This is a genomic window from Colwellia sp. MB02u-10, from assembly GCF_014077185.1.
In the GTDB taxonomy this organism is placed as follows: domain Bacteria; phylum Pseudomonadota; class Gammaproteobacteria; order Enterobacterales; family Alteromonadaceae; genus Cognaticolwellia.
On record NZ_JACGVK010000120.1, the window covers coordinates 128343 to 149148 of the forward strand.

Here is a 20806-nt window from a genome sequence, read left to right on the forward strand (position 1 = left end):
ACCAAGACCAATACTGCTGTTCATGCACAATTGTACTTTTTAAAGAATTAGCCTTATGTAAATGTGTTACTGCACAACAAGGCTTCTTGGTCATTAAGTCGTGTTGTACAAATTGCTGATGTTTTTAGTTGGTTAGCGGTTAGCCTTTAAACCATTGCACTATACGCCCGAGGGTTTCGTACCAAACCGTAGTGGTTTGTTGTAATTTTTTAGCATTAGGTACGTAATAAGACCATGGAGTAAGCCCATTGCTTTTAACCCATGGGCTTGCCGGTGCAGGTATTGGATTGACGCCGTAGCGTTGGAAATAGGCCATGGCTCTGGGTAAATGATTGGCACTAGTGACGAGTACGACATTTTTATTTAACACGCGTGGTGCAATAAGTTGTGCTTCTTCTTCGGTATCTTGAGGGAAATTTTCAGTCAATATTTTATTTTTTGGCACACCTAATAATATTGCTGCTTGCTTAACTTTTTCTGCGTTTGAACTGACATCGCCATCGGCAAAGCCTGAGGTGATTATTTGTGCTTCGGGGTGCAGGCGGTAGATACGAACAGCCTCAACTAACCTTTCTAGTGAACTAGACTTTAATTCACTAGTCGCAGGCAACCCCTGAACGCTGGTGTGAACACCGCCCAAAATAATAATATAATCAACCGGCTTATTGCTGCGGGTAAATGCGGGATAATTATCTTCTAATGCCGCCATGATGTTATTGGACAAAGGTGGAAAGGTACTCAAAAATAATAAAGTGCTTGCGGTAAATAGCGCCCAAAAACTCAATTTTGGTTTTAAACGATAAAAAATAATAGCAATAATTAACAGTAAGAGAATCATGCTCAGTGGCATAATCATTAAGCTAATAATTTTTTTTAGTAAAAATAGATCCATGTGACTCAGTCCAAAATAGGCTATACGAATAGGGTGATAAGTTTTCAAGTTACTCAAGCATAACAATTATAAGACTTTGAAGCAGTAGCCATTTGAAGCCGTGACTAATGGTGACAAACTATTTTATTTGGACGTCTAAAAGTCTGTTGATATTTACGCTTAAATAGGGTTTAATGGCTGCGCTAAAAATTAGAATTTTTACTCCACTTTTATAATGCCCTTATCTATCAAGTATGATGGTGTTATGAATTAAGTAGTACAGAAATAGAAAATTTTTTGCACCAGAAGAGGCGCAATTGCTAGGTAAGTAACATGAGGACCCATTCCTTTGACTGTTACTGAGGGGGACAATTGCCGAGAATATTGATATGGGGGCATATCATATTCGGTCGCTAGGGCTGAATCCTTAGGGCTGTCACCGCTAGAAAAACATAAGTTTTTTTAGCATAGGGTGGAGAGCTTCTGGCTGAATAGTACCGCCTGAATAACGGGTTTTTAACCTAATTCACTCTACGCTCAGTCATGCTCTTCCTGTTAGTTATTTGCCTGTTATATTTGCTATGTTTAATGAAGTACCTTTAGCAATGCAGGCGTTTAGGAAGAATTTTTATGTTAATATCCCATCTTACCAGCCTTAATCGCACTAGTGTTGGCACATTGTTATTTAAATATATATTGTTATCTAAATATACATCTCGCGATAGACTCGAATGTTTAACCATTCAATCTCAAACTCATGGAGAATCTGCATGTCTGTAATCATAGATCATACCAATACTGAAAATATTACCGTTGCAAAGTTTGGCGGCACCAGTGTTGCTGATTTTCATGCGATGTTACGCTGCGCGGATATTATTAAAAATAATAGCACTAACCGTTTAGTGGTGGTATCAGCCAGTGCTGGTGTTACTAATCACTTAGTGCGTTTAAGCCAAGCAGACGTTTCGATAAGCGAACAACAACAAATTATTAGCCATATTGCTGATATTCAATTTGCCATAACTCAGCACTTTGATAATCATCAAGCTATTGATCAAGAAATATCAGGCTTATTAAATGCGTTAGGTGCCTGTGCTGAGCAACAAGCAAAGCAATACAGCACAAAAACCAGTGATGAAATCTTGAGTTTTGGTGAACAATTCAGTTCACGAATTTTTGCACAAGTGTTACAACTCGTCGATGTGAATGGTCATTATTTTGATGTTCGCCAAGTCATGAAAACGGATAGTTTATATGGTAAAGCGCAAGTTGATTTAACCGAATTGGCCGCAAATACTAAAGCACTACTTTATCCCTTACTTAATGATCAAGTTATTGTTACACAAGGTTTTATCGGCTGTGACCAACAAGGTAATACGACCACCTTAGGTCGCGGAGGCTCTGATTACAGCGCAGCGTTGTTAGCTGAAGCTGTTCAAGCCAGTAATTTAAGCATTTGGACTGACGTGGTTGGTATTTTTACTACCGATCCACGGATAACAGATCAAGCACGTTCGATTAATGAAATTAGTTTCGGTGAAGCGGCCGAAATGGCCACCTTTGGCGCAAAAATTCTGCATCCAGCGACACTTATTCCCGCTATGCGGCAAGATATTCCTGTTTTTGTTGGTTCAAGTAAGGAACCTAATGCAGGTGGCACCAAAATACAGCGCCAAGTTGACTCTAATCCTACCTATCGTTCGATTGCGCTGCGACGCGAACAAACCTTAGTGACAGTAAAAAGTCCACAAATGTTGCATGCCAGTGGCTTCCTAGCGAAAGTTTTTACCGTATTAGCCAAACACCAATTAAGTGTTGATTTAATTACCACCAGTGAAATTAGTGTCGCGCTAACCTTTGACAATCCTTATGGCTCAACACAAGCCTTGTTAACTCAAGCCGTGGTAGAAGAGTTAGAACAACTTTGTGAAGTCAGTGTTGAGCATGGTTTGAGTTTAATTGCGGTGATCGGTAATAAAATTCATGGCACTAAAGGGGTCGGCAGCAGTATTTTTGATAAGATAAATGATTTTAATATTCGCATGATTTGTCATGGCGCAAGCAATCATAATTTGTGTTTTCTTGTGCCAGAAGCAGATGCTAACCAAGTGGTTGAGCGTTTACATAGTACCTTGTTTATCGACTAAGCTTAAGGTCAGTAAATATAATTATTGTTTAAACGATAAAGCAGTCATGATTACAAAGTAATGCTTATCAAAATAAGCACTAAAAAATAGCGCTCAAAAAGGGACATTTCACTGTCCCTTTTTGCATTTAATCTGACTGGCCTTTATAAATAAGCTTATTCGTATGCTAAAGGATCGGTGACATTATTGTCAGCAAAGGCTTCTAGGCGCTCTTGACATGCGCCGCATTTACCGCAGGCTTGTGCTCGGCCATTATAACAAGTCCAAGTGTCATCGTAACGCAAACCCATCTTTAAACCATCAGTTAATATATCGGATTTACTGTTCGTTAAGTAAGGACTGAAAATTTCAACCGCTTGATAATTCGCGATTTGACAAACGTCATTCATTTTCATAACAAATTCAGGTCGACAATCAGGATAAATAGCATGATCACCCGAATGAGCGCCATAATATACTTGCGCTGCTTCTACTGAGACCGCATAACCCACAGCTAACGACAGTAAAATCATATTACGATTAGGTACAACCGTTGACTTCATACTTTCGGCTTCGTAATGACCTTCAGGAATGTCGATATCATCGGTCAAAGACGATCCCGCTAATAACTGATTAATTGATGAAATATCAATAACCTTATGAGCAACCCCCAGTTGTTGACAAACTTTACTGGCACAGGCAATTTCTTTCACGTGTTTCTGGCCATAATCAAAGGTTAAGGCATAGACTTCTTTACCGTCTTTTAAAGCGCGGTGCAGTACGGTGAATGAATCCATGCCACCAGAAAAAATTACTACGACTTTACTACTCATATTTACAGATCTCTTGGGGTATAATAAACTTGCGCATTCTACTAGAAATTATCTAAGCATTAAAGAAATGACCACACGTTATAAAATAAATGAATTGTTTGAAACTCTGCAAGGCGAAGGCTCATTTACCGGCCAACCGTCAATTTTCCTTCGTTTACAGGGTTGTCCTGTCGGTTGTTCTTGGTGTGATACTAAACATACCTGGGACATTCATCCTGAGTTAGAAATTACCACTAAGCAACTGTTAAGTAAGATAGAAGAGACTGAACAATGGTCAAATTTATCCTTAGATGATATTGCTGCAATATTTATCAAGCAGGGCTTTAACGCTAAACATATTGTTATTACCGGTGGCGAACCTTGCATGGAAGATTTAACCGCCTTGTGTTTATATTTTGAAGCACAAGGTTATAGCTGTCAGGTAGAAACCTCAGGCACCTTTGAAATTAAAGTCTCTGAGCAATGCTGGGTTACTGTGTCACCCAAAGTGAATATGCGTGGCGGTTACAAAATTTTAGCCAGCGCGATGCAAAGGGCAAATGAAATTAAACATCCGGTGGCCACTGAGCAACATATTGATGACCTAAAAGCGTTATTAGCCGAGCATCAATTAGAAGAAAAGCAAATTTATTTACAACCTATTAGCCAAAAACAACGTGCCACCGAGCTTGCTATTGCCGCTTGTATTAAAAATAACTGGCGCTTATCAGTGCAAGTACACAAATACATTGGTATTGAATAGTATTTTGTCATAGTTGTCATAGCAAATGCTGCACTGCGCTAGCTTGTCATGATCCAAACTTACTGTAATGCTAGAAGTGCAATCCTTAGAGCTGCAGCAATGCAGGTAAGAGCTTAAAGGTAATCTTCACAACCAACAGCCTAGCTTAAGCCATTAACATTATTTTGTTAATGGCAAGGTAATAATAACCTCAACGCCGAGCTGATTTTGCTGGTTTACGGCTTTTATTGTGCCGTGATGAAATTGACAAATTAAGCGCGCAATATACAAACCTAAGCCTAAATGAGGCTGCTCATTATTGTGTTTTTTCCTGATCGACACCATAGAGTCAAACAGTTGTTCACTCATTTGTTCAGGCAATAGCTCACCGTTATTGCTGATGGTTAGCGTCACCTGTTGATTATTACCTGTGACGCTGGCGGTAATTTTATTATCGTCAGAAAACTCTACGGCATTGGCAATCACTTTATCTAATAACTGCGCGATATGTTCTGGTGAACCTGAAAGCGGATGCTTTCCTGGTGTTATATCATTAAATGAAAAATCAATATCAGGGTAAATCAAGCGATAACCTTGCATACAACCGTTAAATACCTGAGCTAAGTCAAAGGCACTTTTGTCGGTGTTTTGTAACATTTGCTCTATTCGGGTCGCTTCATTCATATTGGTTAAAATTAAGCTTAAGCGCTCAATACCATGTTGAGCGCGCACTAAATAGGGGTTTTCCACCAGGGGTGCTTGCCTTTTATCATTATTATCTCGTGTTGTTGCACTGATACTTTGTTGCTGCATCGCTAAGGTTTCTAACGAGGTTCGCACCACGGCAATAGGCGTGCGCAATTCGTGTGATAAACGTGACGACATATTTTCTAAATAGTGATTATATTGACTCAGGCGATTAACCGCAGTTGAGAAACTACGCGACAAATCACCAATTTCGTCATTGGTATTTGAGGTATCAACATTGCCACTAATACGACCATGTTCGTCAATCGCCATTTCTGCTTGATTACTTAAGGTTCTGATCCGGTTTGATATACGCGAAGCAAACAAAAAGAAGGCCAACGCGCCCAATAACATAATGGCCAGAATAGAACTAAAAAGCTTTTCAAGCGCCTGATTTCTTAAGGTGCGAATGCCATTAGTGGTTTCTTCAACAATCACCGCACCTTTTACCTGTTTATTAATAAATATGGGGTAAGCGGCTGACAATACCACCGCTTGTTGATCTGTACTTAAACGCCACTGCGACATAGGCTCACCCGTTAAGGCACTTTCGATATGTTTGCCTGTCAGGTTTTCTGAGTCATAAAGTTGGTCAATAAAATTACTGGGCGGTTGCGTCAGTATTCTTTCATATAAGGGTTTCAGTATATTGTTTTCAACGCTATGCCAAGCCGCTAATATAAAATTATCATCAGTATTATCAAGGCGTTCATTGTTAATGTTAACGCGCTTATTCCAGACACCGCTGGCTTTTTTTATATTACCTGTGGTGGCTAATACCCGATGATGTTGGTCAACCACCCAAATGCTAGAATTGGTATAACTCATGCCTTTAACAATGCGCTCAATTTCGGGTGAGGGTACTAAAATAGTGCCTAATGTCTCGGCAGAGCTGGGATCTGCTGAGCCCAGCGACGCTTGAATGCTACCTAAGGGGCTATCAATATCGTGCACCGCAAAAGCAATATTGTCGTTAAACTCAGTTAATGGCACGCGCACTTCAACGTTATAACCTTGTGCTGTATCTCGCCAATGCCCTTGAATTTGTCTAGCAGGTACAGGGATATCGGCTTCAATATCGGTAATACGATAAGCATCTATCCAGCCAGTGGTTTTATTGCTGATAATAAAGCGACTGAAAACGCCTTGTGGATTAATAAAAGCAAGCTCTAAGTGGTCATTATTAATGATGCTACGGGCATTACTGTCACGATATATGACCTTGTCGTCAATCACCCCAAAGTATAAATACAAATACTGACCATAAGTGCCAACCGCCGCGGTAAAATTTATTGATAATTGCTCAGGCGTTAGTTGGCTATAAAGTTGGTTATTTTGCTGATAAAAATGCGCTTTGTTGGCAAAGTCGGGCCAGTCTTGATTTAAACCGTCGAGTTGAATAGGCGCGGATAAACCGTAACTATATAGGTCTTTGCCTTTTTCAACGCTAGGTAAAAAACTCGCTTGATTATTAAACAAGTTTGCTCGCTCATGCATGGCGGTAGCAAGTGCTCTGGCAGTGCCTATTATGGTTTGCTCTTGACCATAGCGGAGATATTTTTCCATTTCCCAAACATATTGATAACCAAACCATGGAATGGTAAATAGAAAGCTTGATAATAATAGCAGCTTACTTCTTAAGCCAAATCGCCATTTCATTGTCATTTTCGTTTAGTTACCTGAATTTTCTTTGGCGCTTTGGTTCCAGCGATAACCCATACCATAAACCGTTTCAATACAATTAAAGTCGCTATCGATATGGCTGAATTTTTTGCGCATGCGCTTGATATGCGACGTAATGGTTGAGTCATCAACATAGATATTTGAGTCTTGCATCAACTGACTACGGTTTTTCACATGGCCGGGATGCTTAGCTAATGCGTATAACATCCAAAACTCGGTAATGGTTAAATCTACATTGTGCTCTTGCCATTGAATGCTCATGCGCTGACTATCTACGGTTAATGGCCCGATAGTGAGCATATAATCAGCTTGTTGTGGTTTGCCTAAGGCGTCTTGGCGACGAAATAGCGCGGCAATTCGGGCAGACAAGTGCGGTAAGCTAATATCTTTGGTGAGATAATCATCAGCGCCAATACGCAAGCCAGATACGGTATCAACATCACTATCACGCGCGGTTAAAAAAATAATCGGTAAGGTTGTCGATTTTGACCGTAACCATTGGCATAACTCAAAACCAGCATCATATTCGTGTTCAAGGCCAATATCCAAAATGGCTAAATGAGGTAAGCGTAGATTAAACGCTTGTATAGCGCTGGCCTTATTAGCATAGGTTTGTACTTGGTAACCTTGTAGGCGCAATACATCAGCATAGTTTTCTCTAATGGCGGCATCATCTTCAACAATAGCAATCCGTTTCGACATGATTGTTGTTTATCCTTTATCTCGTTGTGCGTAAATATTTGCATAAAAATCTAGCTTAAATAATATCGAATAAACGCCATCGATGCTGCTAATTGTTGACATTGCCATAATGTTGCCACATTTGCTCACTGAATTGCCATATTTACGTCCTTTAGTCGTCGTTTTTCTACGCTTTAATAACACCATCAAAAACAAGCAAGCTAATTAAGTGTTTAGTTAGCAAGTATCCATCGACTATTTATCACCGACACTATTAATGAGAGACACCATAATGACAAGACAATTAACCACAGCAAATAACCCAAGTGTAAACAAAACTTCTCGAGCCAAAACATTGATTAATGTTGCTTTAATTTCGGCCTTAACGGCCAGCCCCGTCTTTGCAACTTCATATGAAAAAACAGCGCAAGACAAAATAGCGCAAGAGAATTCAGCACAATTGAAGGAAGAAATTGGCTTCGGCACCGGGATGGTTATTGGTGCTATTTTAGGCGGACCTATTGGCGCCTTTATCACTGGGGTAGCCGGTAATATGATTGCAAAAAACATCAATGCCACGGATGAAATTGAAAGCTTGTCAACCGCCTACAGTGCAGAGAAAAAAAGTAATGAAGTATCGCTAGCTCGCTACCAACGACAAATTGAGCAAGCAGAGCAAAGCTATCAAATTGAGTTGTTAGCGCTAGAGCAAAACTATCAAGCGGCAAGTAATCTACAAGCACAAAACTTATTAATGAGCTTACAGTTCTCTACCGGCTCAAGTGAAATTAAATCACATTATCAAGAGCAGATAGAAAGCTTAGCGCGCATTGTTCAACAATCACCTAATTTAACCTTAGACCTTTCAGGCTATACCGATAAACAAGGCAGTGATGCGCTAAACCAAGCCCTTTCATTGGCACGTATTAATGCGGTTAAAAATGCACTGATTGACCAGGGTGTGAGGGCTAACCGCATTAGCTTATTTGCTTTTGGTGAACAGCAATCTGTGGTGGCATCGGTAAATAAAGAGGTGAGTTTTTATGATCGTCGTGTGGTTATAAAGTTAAAAAACAATGCGTTAGCAAATGATGCCATTAAGCAAAAAAACTCACAAACAGCCCAGAACTTTTAACACTGTGCACTTTAACCTGGTATAGACGGCAATCTAAACTAAGAAAAATTTAGTCTAAAAATAACTAAACTAGGTTTAAAAAAAACAGTTAACCTGTTTCTCTGTTAACTGTTTCAATAAAAATTAGCCAAAAGCCAAGGTGTTCTGCCTTGGCTTTTGGTTTTCACCTTCAACCTAACGTTTACTCTGTAAAGTGAACAGATAAGACGCTATTAGGCATACTTTACTTAGCTCACTTTACTCGATGTTTATTAAGTATTTATTAGGCGCTTATTAACAATAGGCTACTTGCCTAAAGTAAACTTAGTATCAGCATCTCGAAGTAAATATAGCGCGGCACAAGCAGCTAACATAGGCCATGCGGCGAAGAATAATAAATTATTAAAAGCATCCATATACTGCGCGTAAGCTGATAATGTTGAACCCGCATGCATCAGAAAAATTAAACCGTAACTGAGGCGTTTTTTAATGCCAAATAAAAACGCGATAACCAATATTAATTGTAGCGCGCCTAAAACATAAGCCATGATGTCATTAAAGCCGCTGATTTTATAAAAATGTTCAAAAATTTTAATACTATGTGCTGGATTAACAAACTTGTCTAGCGTCCAAATAAACATCACAATAAACACACCAACTCGTAAAAATAGTAATGACCATTGCAAGTTGCTTTGTAAGTTTTTGTTGGCTAGGGGATCGGCTGTCGACATATAAATTCCTCAAATTAAATAAAAGTGTTGATATCACTGTTAAAGACCGAATAATCAAGTTTAAATTTCACCCTTATGATTTTTTAATTATCGATAGGTATTTGAATAACGACTATAATATTAAGCGATAGTAGTATGAAAAAAGCTTTGGCTTTATTGGTTGAATATTATCTTAGGTGAATATAAATCAATTATGGGGTATAAATATAACTAACCTTCTACTGTCCAAATATAGCTTAAATTACCTACCTAGGTTTTATCCGGCGCTGTGACAATAAAATTTATTTTATATTTATATTAGTGATAAATATAATAGTTAATAGCCAAAATTTGGCCAGTTATCTCCGGTGGTAGAATCTTATTATATTGAGTAATGAATGAGTATTTTACTTTGTTTTTTTGGCAAAGAGAGTACAGATTTTTTTAAAATATCATTTTCTATTTTAAAGTATTGTATTTAGGCTTTAAGTTTAATAGCTAATGTTAGAAGTTGATAAATCTGTAATCACTCCATAGGTGTTGTGTTAATTATCACCTGAACTTTAAAGCTAGCTAGTCTAAAAATGACCACACAAATCTATTTAGTCGAAAGACCTTGATAATAGAGTGACGAAATAGTGTAGTTATTATCCAGAGTTCTGGCTAAATAGTATGTTTAAAAAATTAAGATGTGAAAGTATGATGTTTGGCAAATAATAACTTTATGTGTTTTTATGTATTTTTATGTATTTTTATGTATTTTTATGTTGTACTAATATTTAGTAAGTTTAATTTTTCAATTTGTATCCATTTTTGTCCGCCTGTATCGTTTTATGTTTTAGTCAGCAATCAAAGGAGCAATCTAATTGAATAATATAGATAAAGCTTTCTTTTATATCATACCTAGCAGCATCCCTGTTGTAGGTTATCTTTTGCTTATATTTCTTACAGATATAGCAATGACCTTATCTTTATTTATATTCTGCTGTACGTTTGGATTAAGTCTTTTTGTTGGTTATGTTCTATTGAGCAAGTTGCAATTAGCTCAAGCGAAACTTGCATCCTCTCATCAAGCTAACGATAGCTTTATTCAGCAAACTCAGTCCTATATAGATGCACTAGAAGAACTCATGCGAGAAGTGCTTCCCGTTGTTTCCAAACAGATTAAAACATCCAAAGATCAGGTTGAACAAGAAGTGCTAAGTCTCACTGATACGTTTTTAGCTATAACGAAAAAAATAAGCCTTGTGCTTGATGAACAACGTAAAAGTGATGATGACGCTGTCATTGGCACACTGCTGACAGGTACAAAAACCATCTTGAATGGCGTTATTAATGACCTCTGTAATCTCAACTGTAATGAGAAAACGATGTTCCAAGAAGTAGAACAACTGTCCTCTTATACAGCCGAGCTTGAAAGCATGGCCAATGATGTTAGAAATGTTGCTGACAATATTAATTTATTGGCTCTAAATGCCGCTATTGAAGCAGCAAGAGCGGGCGAACATGGGCGAGGATTTGCAGTAGTTGCTGATGAAATAAAAAAGCTGGCCAATTCCTCTGCTAATACAGGTAGTCGGATGAATAAAACCCTTGACGATATCAATACCGCGATGGCAAATGCATTGACTTCATCCAGAGCAACAACTCAATTTTACAGTAAAACGATTGAAAGTAGCTCAGAGCACATTGAAAATGTATTAACTGATATTGAAAACACTTTGCATGCTTTCAAGGATAAGTCACAAACACTGGCCGATGCCTCAGAGCAAATTCAAGGTGAGGTTAATCATGTAATAACAGCTTTACAGTTTCAAGATAGAGTTACCCAAATTCTTGGAAATGCAGAACATAATTTATATGATCTTAATGAGTTGTTATTGGCTAATAAGGCGGTACCAACGACAGAGCGAAGCGCAGACTTAATTAAAAAAAATGACATACTTGAAAAAATGGCACTTCGATATACGGTGCCAGAAGAGTTAACTAATCATCAAGCAATAGTTGCCGGCGAACAAAAAACACAAGGGCAAGAGTCACAAGGTAACAACTTAACGTTTTTTTAATCATAAAAAATAATTACAAGGAGCAAATTAATGGCAAAAACAATAATGATTGTTGATGATTCAGCATCGATTAGAAAGGTTGTCCGATTGACACTAGAATCACAAGGTTTTGATGTGATTGACGCTACTGATGGTGTTGAGGCTTTAAAAAAACTAAATGGAGTGAAAATTCATTTATTAATCACTGATGTCAATATGCCTAATATGGATGGCATAACCTTAGTTCAAGAAGCAAAAAAAATACCGGCTTATAAATTTACTCCGATGATGATGTTAACAACAGAGGCCGGCGATGAAAAGAAAATGCAAGGTCGTGCTTCAGGGGCAAAAGCTTGGTTGGTGAAACCTTTTCAACCACCGATATTGCTAAATGCAGTATCAAAGTTGATTTTACCCTAACTGAATAATAGGCAATCGTATATTTAGCAGGATTAAATTTTGGTGATAACAGTAAAAATCAATACGGCTGCATTAATATCCATTTAAGATGAAATGTCGATTTATAATCTGATGGAACAGAATAACAAACCATATCCTCATTTGAAAACTGATAATAACCGTCAAATTGATTTGTCAGAAGTAACAGAAATTAATACTACAGGTATGTAGTTATTGATTTTTAAAACATCAAACGTATCAAAAAGAGGATATTTAATCATGTCATTTACCAAACGTGAAGAGTCAAATCAAAAAAAGGGCATCTGCGTTTTAGATGCCAGTCCAGATATGACCATCTATTGTGCAGCGAAAAATCTAGCTGAAATCAAGCGTTATTACGCTGAATTCAACCATTTTGAGCTTAACTTATCGGATGTAGAAGAAATAGATAGCAGTGGTATTCAATTACTTTTGGCCCTCAAGCAGAGTGCGACCAAAGATGGCAAACAAGTTTTTTTAAATGCAATCTCAAATCCAGTGGCCGAAGTCATGGACGTATTAAATATTAGATCAAATTTCGACTGGATTCAACCGGAGTAACCTTTGATATGAATGACGAAACAGACTATCTGGCAGAAGGCCGGCAAGTTTTTGCGGAAGAGTCTAGAGAGCTTTTGCAACAAGCAGAATATATTCTATTAAAGCTTGAAGACGAGCCAGATAATGACGAACTCATTAATGACTTATTCCGCACTATCCACACAATCAAAGGCTCTGCTGGTTTGTTTAGCTTTGACGATGTTGTCGCTTTCACTCACGTAGCCGAATCAGTAATGGATCAGCTACGAGATAAGGAAATTTTCCTTGATGACGATTTGATGTGCCTGTTACTCGATAGTCGTGATCAGATCAGCCAACTAGTTGCACATGCCCTTGATAATGCAGAAGCACCCATTGGCGATAGTCTAAGAGAAACAGGTGAAAAATTATTAAAAAACCTGCATCAATATCTGGATGTCAAAACACCAAATTCATCAGTAGTTAACACTGCTGAGAGTGAGTTCAAGGTACTAACGGAGTCTGAAGTAGCGATTGAATTAACTGAATCTGTCATGAATGACTATTGGCATATCTCCATCCGATTCAACCGTAATGTGCTGGCTAATGGTATGGATCCATTGTCATTTTTTCGGTACCTCGACACTGTCGGTGACATCACTCATATAACAACATTGACCACAGATTTGCCATCACTCGATGATATTAATCCAGAAGAAAGTTACCTCGGATTTGAAATAAGCTTAGCTTCACCTGCATCAAAAGAGACAATTGCTGAGGTATTTGAATTTTTAATGGAAGACTGTCAGCTACAAATCCTAGCCCCTCGAAGTAAGTTAAGTGATTACACTCAACTCATTTATGCATTACCTGAAGAAAATATAGCAATTGGAGAAACTCTTGTTGCATCGGGTGCGCTAACGGAAGACGAACTGTTAAAAGTACTTGAATGTCAGAATGCAGATATCGATAAACACACAATAGCAAATGATGAAAATAAAACTCTTGATAGCATAACTAATACTCTAATGGACGACCTTATAATTGACAAAAATATCGCAGATGCTAGCACCGTTGACACAGTATTAGATAAGCAAAAACAAGTCAAAGAGGTAGAACAACAATCTGTACGAGTAAATGCTGAAAAACTTGGTGATCTGATTAACTTGGTCGGTGAATTAGTGATTTCAAGTGCACATACCGAACTAAAAGCAAAACAAACAGAGCAAGCAGAGTTATTAGAAACGGTAGAAAATTTAACTCGGTTAGTGGAAGAAATACGAGATGCCACACTCAGTCTTCGTATGGTTCAGATAGGGGATACTTTTAATCGATTCAAACGAGTCGTGCGTGATGTCAGCAAAGAAATGGGCAAAAAAATTGACCTGAAAATTGTCGGTGGTGACACAGAGTTGGACAAAACTGTAGTGGAAAAAATTAGTGATCCACTAATGCACTTAATTCGAAACTCACTAGACCACGGCATCGAAAAACCCGATGTCAGAACGGCTAATGGTAAATCAGAAACTGCCATCGTAAAACTCGAAGCCTATCATGACTCAGGTAGCATTGTTATTGAGATCACCGACGACGGTGCTGGATTAAATCCTGAAATTTTAACTGCCAAAGCAATTGAAAATGGGATTATCTCAGCCAATCAACAGTTAACTCTGCCAGAAATTCACCGGCTGATTTTTGCCCCTGGATTTTCTACCGCAAAAGAGATCACGAACATATCAGGACGTGGTGTCGGCATGGATGTTGTTAATAAAAATATTGATGCTCTGCGTGGACAAATATCGGTTAATAGCGAATTGGGTGTGGGGACCAGTTTCACCATTCGCTTGCCGCTAACACTCGCCATTATCGACGGTTTTCAGGTGCTGGTTGGTAAGTCATCTTATGTCATTCCGCTCGATTTAGTTGAGGAATGTATCGCATTAGATGAGCAGCAAGCCAAGAAAGGTGAGTACATCAATTTACGTGGCGAAGTCATGCCATATATACACCTTTCTGAAGTCTTTAATGATGAGGATAGCTTGAACAGCACCCCGAATAAACAAGGGTGTAGATATAATATAGTTGTGGTGGAATATGCCGGTCAAAAAGCTGGACTGGTCGTTGATGAATTACTTGGCGAGCACCAAACCGTCATCAAGCCACTGGGCAAAGTATTTCAAAATCTAAAAGGTATAAGCGGGGCCACCATTTTAGGTAGTGGTGAGGTCGCTATGATTATTGATGTACCAGGCCTGATAAGGCGGGTTGTTTAAAGTGAAGTAAGAGCAGTAAAGCACTAAATATTAGTGACAGCACAAAAAAGTGAAATTTCAATTATCTAAGGTTTTAAGTATTAAACGTCAGGGTCGAGCAGAGGGGACTGTTCGTGTGTCATTAAAGCAAACTCAAGCGGTTGCCAATGATTTTTTGGCAGCGATCAACTTATCGGTCATTAACAATACAGCCGAATAGCTGAATACCTCAACATTAAAGTAATCACATTAAAAGATGAAAAAAGATGAACAATTTAATGCTGGAAAAATGGCGAGCGGATATCACCGCAGCCTCTGAAAAAAAAATAGGTGGTTTTGGCTACTTAACTAGTGCCATACAAAGATTCGTTCAGGTATTACAACAAAACCCTGCTGCTAAAGTGCAGTGTAATTATTTCTTTAAAGCCAGGAGCAAGTTATGAAACTCACAATGAAGGCACAGTTGACCGGAGGGTTTAGCATATTGGTGATTTTGATGATATTAATAGTGACATTGTCCCTCAATATCATGTCCGATATGAATGGCCGTATCGACAAGATAGCGGATTTTTCGTCGAATAAAATCAAACTTGGCGCGCGCATTAATCAGGACGTTATCGCGGTTTCGCGTGCGGAGAAAAACCTCATCCTCGCTCTAACTATTGAAGATATGAATAAATATAAAACTTTCATCAATGAGAGACGTGAAATAATGAAGAAACGTCGTCAGGAGCTAAGGACACTGGTAAATAATGATGGCAAAATCTTGCTGGATAATTTTGATGGTATCTGGGATGAATATTTAAAAGTCAACCAACAGGTTGTAAATTATTCTCGCTTGAACTCGACGGTTAAGGCTCAGACTTTGTCTGCTGACAGCGGTCAAAGAGCGTTTGAAATTGCAGAAACAGCAATGAAAGCTGTTGTTGATCAAAATGCTAAGGAAGTTTTAGACGGTAACAATCTCACTGTCAGTGAGGTCACCAACGCTGCCAGCCAGACATTAATGGCTTCGCGCATCATTCAAAACATGCTAAAAATACACCGCGATGAAAAAAGCTTGTTGCTGGCATCGACAGAGGAAGGCAAAGATAAGTACTTCGAGGTCATTGTTAACATAAAATCCACCCTCAACGCCCAACTTACTGAGTTGGACAATATGGCAACCGCCGAGAGCAGAGTTTATATTGAAACCTTTACCAACGCTTGGAATACCTTCACTGATATTAATGAAGACGTATATCGCATCAGCCGCGAAAATGGCAATGTTAAAGCGGCTAGCTTGTCGAATAGCGAGGGACGTAGGCTAAACGATGAAGCTACAGATATGATTGCTGAGATAGTTACTATAAACGAAAAGGAGCTTGACCAAGACAAGATTTACAGTACAGAGAACTACGAAACCGCTCGCAACCTGATGTTTGCCGTATTAGTGCTAGGTGTGCTGATAGGCTTGGGTACTGCCGTGTGGATTATTCGTGGTATTATGTCGAAACTTGGCGCTGAAGCACCGGTTATCCTTGAAATAGCTGAAAAAATTGCTAGAGGCGATCTTGAATCTGAGCAGATACATACCAAAGGGCAAGTCGTTGGTGTATTAGCTGCAATGATTACGATGCGCGATAAACTGGTCTCTGTTATTAGCGAAGTGAATACTAGTTCCACTGCTCTGGCGGCAGCTTCTGAGCAGATCAGCGGCACCGCACAAAGTCTAAGCGAGGGCGCTAGTGAACAGGCCGCGAGTGTTGAGGAAACCAGTGCTTCGATTGAAGAAATGGGTGCGTCAATTAATCAAAACAGTGAAAATGCACGGGTAACTGATGGCATTGCTACTGAATCGTCAAATGCGGCTAAAGAAGGCGGCGAATCTGTTATCGCCACCGTACAGGCAATGAAAGATATTGCTGTGAAAATCACTATTATCGAAGACATCGCCTACCAGACCAATATGCTGGCACTCAACGCGGCGATAGAAGCGGCAAGAGCTGGCGAACACGGCAAGGGATTTGCAGTCGTTGCCGCTGAAGTACGTAAGCTCGCCGAGCGAAGCCAAGTAGCCGCGACAGAAATTAGCCAACTAACGGGAGTTAGTGTCAAAGTTGCTGAAAAAGCGGGTGGTTTACTAGAGAAAATGGTGCCTGATATTTCACGCACGGCAGAACTGGTACAAGAAATTTCTGCCGCCTCTGAAGAGCAGGCCGCTGGTGTTAGCCAGATTACCAGTGCGATGAATCAGCTTGATCAAGTAACACAACAAAATGCAGCCGGCTCAGAGGAACTCGCAGCGACTGCTGATGAAATGCGCATTCAGTCGCAATCACTGATTGAAATGATGAGCTTTTTCAAGCTGAACAGCAATGGTCGGGCCACTCCGAGTTTGAAAGCAGGTGCTGCACCTTCACCATCTAATAATCTGAAACCACATAAATCGATCAAGTATCAGGAATCCACTGTCATTGATGAAAAAAAATTCGAACGATTTTAAGGAAAGTGATATGTCAAAGTCAACGAATGAGAGTATTAGTGCGGGAAATGTTCAACAATTCCTGACTTTTGTGCTCAACGATGAAACATATGGCGTCGGTATTTTGCATATTCGAGAAATTATTGAATATGCCAATTTGACCGTAGTGCCACTAATGCCAGATTTTATATCAGGCGTGATTAACCTACGCGGTAACGTTGTGCCAGTGATCAATCTTGCTCGGCGTTTTGAACATCAAGCCAAAGAGGTTGGTAAACGCACCAGTATCATCATCATTGATATTAAGGACCAAGACGGTGAGAGTGTCGAGGTCGGCATGGTTGTTGATATTGTCAATGAAGTCATTGAACTGGCAGACTCGGATATAGCCGCGGCACCCATGTTCGGTGCAAAAATACGTACTGATTTTATTCAGGGTATGGGTAAAATTGATGATAAGTTAATGATATTACTGGATGTTAATCATGTGCTCTCGATCAATGAGTTATCTGCCGTCACTAATATAGCCGATGAACTGACGATACCATTCGAGAGCGATATACTTTAAAATAATAAAATGCACTTTATTTCAGCGTATAGCGCAAAGTTTATAGTTGTCCAGAAAAATAGGCATCATATTTTAGTTTGATGTTTATTTTTTGTACGAAAAAGTATAGTTAGCAAGTGTTTTTAGCGCCTCAACGTAAAGTGAAAAAGGCTCTCATTTGAAAGTTAGCTATGAATATATAACTGAATCATAGCCCTACAAATACTGGAAGATAATATGCATATAGTTGTTAAAAACTTACCTCATTTGTCGCCAAATATTAAAAAGCATTTCATTAAGAGAGTTTTAGAATTTTCCCCAACACCAAAAAAGTATTTTTAGTAGGTAAGTTGTCGATCACCAGTTAGTCTAACTTAACCGTAAGAAAGATCTAGCTCGACAGTTGATGTTGTTTTAACACATGGTGCTTGCGGGCAAATTTTTAAAACATAGGTAATAATCTTGAGTTGAGAAAGTATAATGCCACTAATAAATAGTATTGCGGATTGGACTTGATATAAAAATATTGGGAAATAACGTTGAATAAATTTACTAGACCAAGATTTAAGCAACCAGAGGTATCTGCTGATGCTTATCAAACGATCAGAGAGTTCATTTACAATGAGGCTGGTATAGATTTAGGGTTGAGCAAGCAGACGTTAGTTAGCTCTCGTTTGAATAAACGCTTGCGACATCATCAGCTAGATAGCTTTGATCAGTATGCTGAGCTGTTATTAAATAAAAATAGCATAGAATATCAGATGGCTATTGATTTACTAACAACCAACGAAACTTATTTTTTTCGAGAAGCTAACCATTTAAATCTTCTGAAAAGCTTGGTACTAGAACACCATCCGATTAATCGCAATTTTCGATTATGGAGTGCTGCTAGCTCAAGTGGTCAAGAGGCTTATAGTATTGCTATGGTGTTGGATGATTTTTTTGGGTCTAGGGGGCAATGGGAAATTTTTGGTTCAGATATAAGTAGCCGTATGATCAAAAAGGCAAAGAGTGGGCTATATCAGTGTCATCGAATTGATGCGATTCCAAAAAATTTTCTTCGAAAGTATTGTCTAAAGGGAACGGGTGAGTACGACGGTTATTTATTGATAGATAACAAATTACGGGAAAAAACCCAGTTTGCAGAAATTAATTTAACTAAACTCTTGCCTGAAGTTGGTAAGTTTGATGTTATATTTCTACGTAACATCTTAATTTACTTTGACAATAAAACCAAAAAAAATATTATTCGAAGTCTAACATCAAAGTTACGCTCTAAAGGTTTGTTGTTCATTGGTCATTCTGAGTCGCTCAAATATATGGACCTGCCTATCGAACTCATTGCACCAACTGTCTACCAGAAGAAATAAATAGCTATGATTATATATATGCCAAATTAGGGTGGTCAAAAATGAAACAGGGTATTCGACAAGTTTTTCTTCATCCAGGTGGTTTTGTTTTCGCTGAGCCGGGTACTCATGTGCACACTGTGTTGGGGTCATGTATCGCTATCTGTCTTTGGCATCCAGTTTTACATATTGGCGGCATGTGCCATTTTGTATTGCCATGCAGACCAAAAAACGAAGTAAAGTCTGCAGAGCTCGATGGCAGGTACGGCGAAGAGGCGATGGAAATGTTTGATATGGCGATTAAATTGCATCAAACAGACTATAGGCATTATCAGGCGAAAATATTTGGTGGTGCTAACATGTTCGCTAAAAAATTGAATTTGAGCGAAGGCCGCATTGGCGAAAAAAATGCGGCAAAGGCAATGCAATTATTAATGAAGAGAGAAGTCGAAATCCAGGTGGTACATGTGGGTGAACAAGGACATAGACGAATTGTTATGGATGTTAGTACGGGCGATGTTTGGGTTAAATATAAATCTGAAGACGTCCATAAACAATCGATGAGATCACAAAGCGGAATTAATTAGGAGTTACACCACATGAGTAAAATTAAAGTGCTTGTTATCGATGACTCGGCCATTGTACGACAAGTATTAAGTACCATTATCAATGAAACATCAGGTATGGAAGTTATTGACACAGCTTCGGATCCAATATTTGCACTCAAAAAGTTGGAGAAAATCAGACCTGACGTGATTATACTCGATGTTGAAATGCCTAGAATGGATGGCCTGACATTTTTGAAAAAACTCATGAAGGAAAATCCTTACCCCGTTGTTATGTGCTATACACTGACTCAAAAATTTTCTGAGACCAGTATGAAAGCACTTAGTCTTGGCGCGGTCGAAATTGTTGGCAAGCCCACCTCAAATCTGAAACAGGAACTAGGTGCTCAAAAAAAGTTGATTACAGATGCGATAAGAGCAGCCGCTAAAGTTAAACTCAGTAATCTAAGCATATCGCCTACAATGGTCCCAACAATAATAAATGTTCAAAAAAAGGAGACAGCAGATGTCATCCTACCAAAGTTTGCACCAGTACAGTCAACACCATCGAACAAGTTGATCGCTATAGGTGCCTCTACTGGTGGCACTCAAGCGCTTGAGTTCGTTATCTCTGCACTAAAAAAAGATACACCTGGCGTAGTTATAGTGCAGCACATGCCTAAAGCTTTTACTGCCGCCTTTTCAGAACGATTAAACTCTGTTTCAGAAGTCTACGTCAAAGAAGCTGAAAATGGCGATATGATTGAAACAGGTAAAGTGCTGATAGCGCCAGGTGACAAACATATGATTGTAGAGAATCGAGTAGGAAAATTGTATGTTTCAATAAAAGCTGGGCCTCTAGTGAATCGACATAGGCCTTCGGTAGATGTGTTGTTTCGCTCAGTAGCGCAGTCAGCTGCAAAAAAAACCTTGGGTATTATCATGACGGGTATGGGTGATGATGGCGCTAATGGTATGAAAGAAATGTTTGATGTTGGTGCTTTTACATTGGCACAGGATGAAGCAAGTTGTGTTGTTTTTGGTATGCCTGCGGTTGCCATTGAACGCGGAGGTGTTAAGAAAATAAGCTCGCTTAAAGATATTTCAAAAATAATGAATGCTTTCAATTAATCATGCTGTTAACAAGCCATGATTTAATAT

The 20806-nt window shown here is 38.9% G+C and carries 19 protein-coding genes and 1 riboswitch; of the genes, 14 read left to right on the forward strand and 5 right to left on the reverse strand.

Translation table 11 applies throughout. The features are described 5' to 3' along the window. Positions 1 to 139: 139 nt before the first annotated feature. Positions 140 to 892, reverse strand: coding sequence for an ElyC/SanA/YdcF family protein (locus H4J59_RS11570; protein WP_182239533.1), 753 nt, complete (start codon positions 890 to 892; stop codon positions 140 to 142). Positions 893 to 1169: 277 nt separating this feature from the next. Continuing rightward, positions 1170 to 1362, forward strand: a riboswitch (Lysine riboswitch). A 279-nt stretch (positions 1363 to 1641) separates the two neighbouring features. Here H4J59_RS11570 and lysC point away from each other — a divergent pair. Continuing rightward, positions 1642 to 3018, forward strand: a complete 1377-nt coding sequence (gene lysC / locus H4J59_RS11575) for a lysine-sensitive aspartokinase 3 (RefSeq protein WP_182239535.1) — start codon at positions 1642 to 1644, stop codon at positions 3016 to 3018. A gap of 155 nt (positions 3019 to 3173) precedes the next feature. On the opposite strand, the gene queC is transcribed toward lysC, so the two are convergent. Further along, the gene (gene queC, locus H4J59_RS11580; protein ID WP_182239537.1) at positions 3174 to 3830 is read right to left on the reverse strand and encodes a 7-cyano-7-deazaguanine synthase QueC; all 657 of its coding nucleotides are present in this window, start codon (positions 3828 to 3830) and stop codon (positions 3174 to 3176) included. A 67-nt stretch (positions 3831 to 3897) separates the two neighbouring features. Here queC and queE point away from each other — a divergent pair, with 67 nt between their 5' ends. After that, entirely contained in the window at positions 3898 to 4572 is a 675-nt protein-coding gene (queE, locus tag H4J59_RS11585) for a 7-carboxy-7-deazaguanine synthase QueE (protein WP_182239539.1), read from the forward strand. A gap of 159 nt (positions 4573 to 4731) precedes the next feature. Here queE and pdsS read toward each other — a convergent pair whose 3' ends face one another. Next, a complete protein-coding gene (gene pdsS / locus H4J59_RS11590; RefSeq protein WP_259369498.1) occupies positions 4732 to 6963 on the reverse strand; it encodes a proteobacterial dedicated sortase system histidine kinase in 2232 nt (743 codons plus the stop codon). A 6-nt stretch (positions 6964 to 6969) separates the two neighbouring features. Then, positions 6970 to 7683, reverse strand: a complete 714-nt coding sequence (gene pdsR / locus H4J59_RS11595; RefSeq protein ID WP_182239543.1) for a proteobacterial dedicated sortase system response regulator — start codon at positions 7681 to 7683, stop codon at positions 6970 to 6972. Positions 7684 to 7954: 271 nt separating this feature from the next. Between pdsR and pdsO the strand changes: the two genes are divergently transcribed. Next, positions 7955 to 8797 (forward strand): sortase-associated OmpA-like protein PdsO, encoded by an 843-nt coding sequence (gene pdsO, locus H4J59_RS11600; RefSeq protein WP_182239545.1) that lies wholly within the window; start codon positions 7955 to 7957, stop codon positions 8795 to 8797. 284 nt (positions 8798 to 9081) lie between these two features. Here pdsO and H4J59_RS11605 read toward each other — a convergent pair whose 3' ends face one another. Beyond that, a complete protein-coding gene (locus H4J59_RS11605; RefSeq protein ID WP_182239547.1) occupies positions 9082 to 9507 on the reverse strand; it encodes a DoxX family membrane protein in 426 nt (141 codons plus the stop codon). A 1349-nt stretch (positions 9508 to 10856) separates the two neighbouring features. On the opposite strand from H4J59_RS11605, the gene H4J59_RS19845 reads away from it, so the two are divergent. The 11 genes from H4J59_RS19845 (at position 10857) to H4J59_RS11660 (ending at position 20776) form a co-directional block, all read left to right on the forward strand. Further along, positions 10857 to 11552, forward strand: coding sequence for a methyl-accepting chemotaxis protein (locus H4J59_RS19845; protein WP_404852021.1), 696 nt, complete (start codon positions 10857 to 10859; stop codon positions 11550 to 11552). Positions 11553 to 11582: 30 nt separating this feature from the next. Then, positions 11583 to 11951 (forward strand): response regulator, encoded by a 369-nt coding sequence (locus H4J59_RS11615; protein ID WP_182232632.1) that lies wholly within the window; start codon positions 11583 to 11585, stop codon positions 11949 to 11951. 258 nt (positions 11952 to 12209) lie between these two features. After that, the gene (locus H4J59_RS11620; RefSeq protein ID WP_182239551.1) at positions 12210 to 12530 is read left to right on the forward strand and encodes a lipid asymmetry maintenance protein MlaB; all 321 of its coding nucleotides are present in this window, start codon (positions 12210 to 12212) and stop codon (positions 12528 to 12530) included. 8 nt (positions 12531 to 12538) lie between these two features. Further along, positions 12539 to 14761 (forward strand): chemotaxis protein CheA, encoded by a 2223-nt coding sequence (locus H4J59_RS11625; RefSeq protein WP_182239552.1) that lies wholly within the window; start codon positions 12539 to 12541, stop codon positions 14759 to 14761. 49 nt (positions 14762 to 14810) lie between these two features. Then, positions 14811 to 14960 carry a hypothetical protein gene (locus tag H4J59_RS11630; RefSeq protein ID WP_182239554.1) on the forward strand — a complete coding sequence of 50 codons (150 nt, stop codon included), beginning with the start codon at positions 14811 to 14813 and terminating at the stop codon, positions 14958 to 14960. Between the two features lie 46 nt (positions 14961 to 15006). Beyond that, the gene (locus H4J59_RS11635; RefSeq protein ID WP_182239556.1) at positions 15007 to 15183 is read left to right on the forward strand and encodes a hypothetical protein; all 177 of its coding nucleotides are present in this window, start codon (positions 15007 to 15009) and stop codon (positions 15181 to 15183) included. After that, on the forward strand, positions 15180 to 17225 hold the full coding sequence (locus tag H4J59_RS11640) for a methyl-accepting chemotaxis protein (RefSeq protein WP_182239558.1): 2046 nt from the start codon (positions 15180 to 15182) through the stop codon (positions 17223 to 17225). The genes H4J59_RS11635 and H4J59_RS11640 overlap by 4 nt, the downstream gene beginning before the upstream one ends. 10 nt (positions 17226 to 17235) lie before the next feature. After that, positions 17236 to 17772 (forward strand): chemotaxis protein CheW, encoded by a 537-nt coding sequence (locus tag H4J59_RS11645; protein WP_182239560.1) that lies wholly within the window; start codon positions 17236 to 17238, stop codon positions 17770 to 17772. A gap of 518 nt (positions 17773 to 18290) precedes the next feature. Next, positions 18291 to 19121, forward strand: coding sequence for a protein-glutamate O-methyltransferase CheR (locus H4J59_RS11650; protein WP_220469801.1), 831 nt, complete (start codon positions 18291 to 18293; stop codon positions 19119 to 19121). A gap of 41 nt (positions 19122 to 19162) precedes the next feature. Beyond that, positions 19163 to 19687, forward strand: a complete 525-nt coding sequence (locus H4J59_RS11655) for a chemotaxis protein CheD (RefSeq protein WP_182239562.1) — start codon at positions 19163 to 19165, stop codon at positions 19685 to 19687. A 12-nt stretch (positions 19688 to 19699) separates the two neighbouring features. Further along, positions 19700 to 20776, forward strand: coding sequence for a chemotaxis response regulator protein-glutamate methylesterase (locus tag H4J59_RS11660; RefSeq protein ID WP_182239564.1), 1077 nt, complete (start codon positions 19700 to 19702; stop codon positions 20774 to 20776). The last annotated feature ends 30 nt before the right edge of the window (positions 20777 to 20806 follow it).

Excerpts from the sequence above, each read along its gene's own strand:
- H4J59_RS19845 (WP_404852021.1), top strand. The coding sequence starts at position 10,857 with ATGTTCCAAGAAGTAGAACAACTGTCCTCTTATACAGCCGAGCTTGAA.
- H4J59_RS11620 (WP_182239551.1), top strand. The coding sequence starts at position 12,210 with ATGTCATTTACCAAACGTGAAGAGTCAAATCAAAAAAAGGGCATCTGC.
- lysC (WP_182239535.1), top strand. The coding sequence starts at position 1,642 with ATGTCTGTAATCATAGATCATACCAATACTGAAAATATTACCGTTGCA.
- H4J59_RS11640 (WP_182239558.1), top strand. The coding sequence starts at position 15,180 with ATGAAACTCACAATGAAGGCACAGTTGACCGGAGGGTTTAGCATATTG.
- pdsS (WP_259369498.1), bottom strand. The coding sequence starts at position 6,963 with ATGACAATGAAATGGCGATTTGGCTTAAGAAGTAAGCTGCTATTATTA.
- H4J59_RS11655 (WP_182239562.1), top strand. The coding sequence starts at position 19,163 with ATGAAACAGGGTATTCGACAAGTTTTTCTTCATCCAGGTGGTTTTGTT.
- H4J59_RS11660 (WP_182239564.1), top strand. The coding sequence starts at position 19,700 with ATGAGTAAAATTAAAGTGCTTGTTATCGATGACTCGGCCATTGTACGA.
- pdsR (WP_182239543.1), bottom strand. The coding sequence starts at position 7,683 with ATGTCGAAACGGATTGCTATTGTTGAAGATGATGCCGCCATTAGAGAA.
- H4J59_RS11605 (WP_182239547.1), bottom strand. The coding sequence starts at position 9,507 with ATGTCGACAGCCGATCCCCTAGCCAACAAAAACTTACAAAGCAACTTG.
- H4J59_RS11570 (WP_182239533.1), bottom strand. The coding sequence starts at position 892 with ATGGATCTATTTTTACTAAAAAAAATTATTAGCTTAATGATTATGCCA.
- queE (WP_182239539.1), top strand. The coding sequence starts at position 3,898 with ATGACCACACGTTATAAAATAAATGAATTGTTTGAAACTCTGCAAGGC.
- H4J59_RS11625 (WP_182239552.1), top strand. The coding sequence starts at position 12,539 with ATGAATGACGAAACAGACTATCTGGCAGAAGGCCGGCAAGTTTTTGCG.
- pdsO (WP_182239545.1), top strand. The coding sequence starts at position 7,955 with ATGACAAGACAATTAACCACAGCAAATAACCCAAGTGTAAACAAAACT.
- H4J59_RS11635 (WP_182239556.1), top strand. The coding sequence starts at position 15,007 with ATGAACAATTTAATGCTGGAAAAATGGCGAGCGGATATCACCGCAGCC.
- H4J59_RS11615 (WP_182232632.1), top strand. The coding sequence starts at position 11,583 with ATGGCAAAAACAATAATGATTGTTGATGATTCAGCATCGATTAGAAAG.
- H4J59_RS11645 (WP_182239560.1), top strand. The coding sequence starts at position 17,236 with ATGTCAAAGTCAACGAATGAGAGTATTAGTGCGGGAAATGTTCAACAA.
- queC (WP_182239537.1), bottom strand. The coding sequence starts at position 3,830 with ATGAGTAGTAAAGTCGTAGTAATTTTTTCTGGTGGCATGGATTCATTC.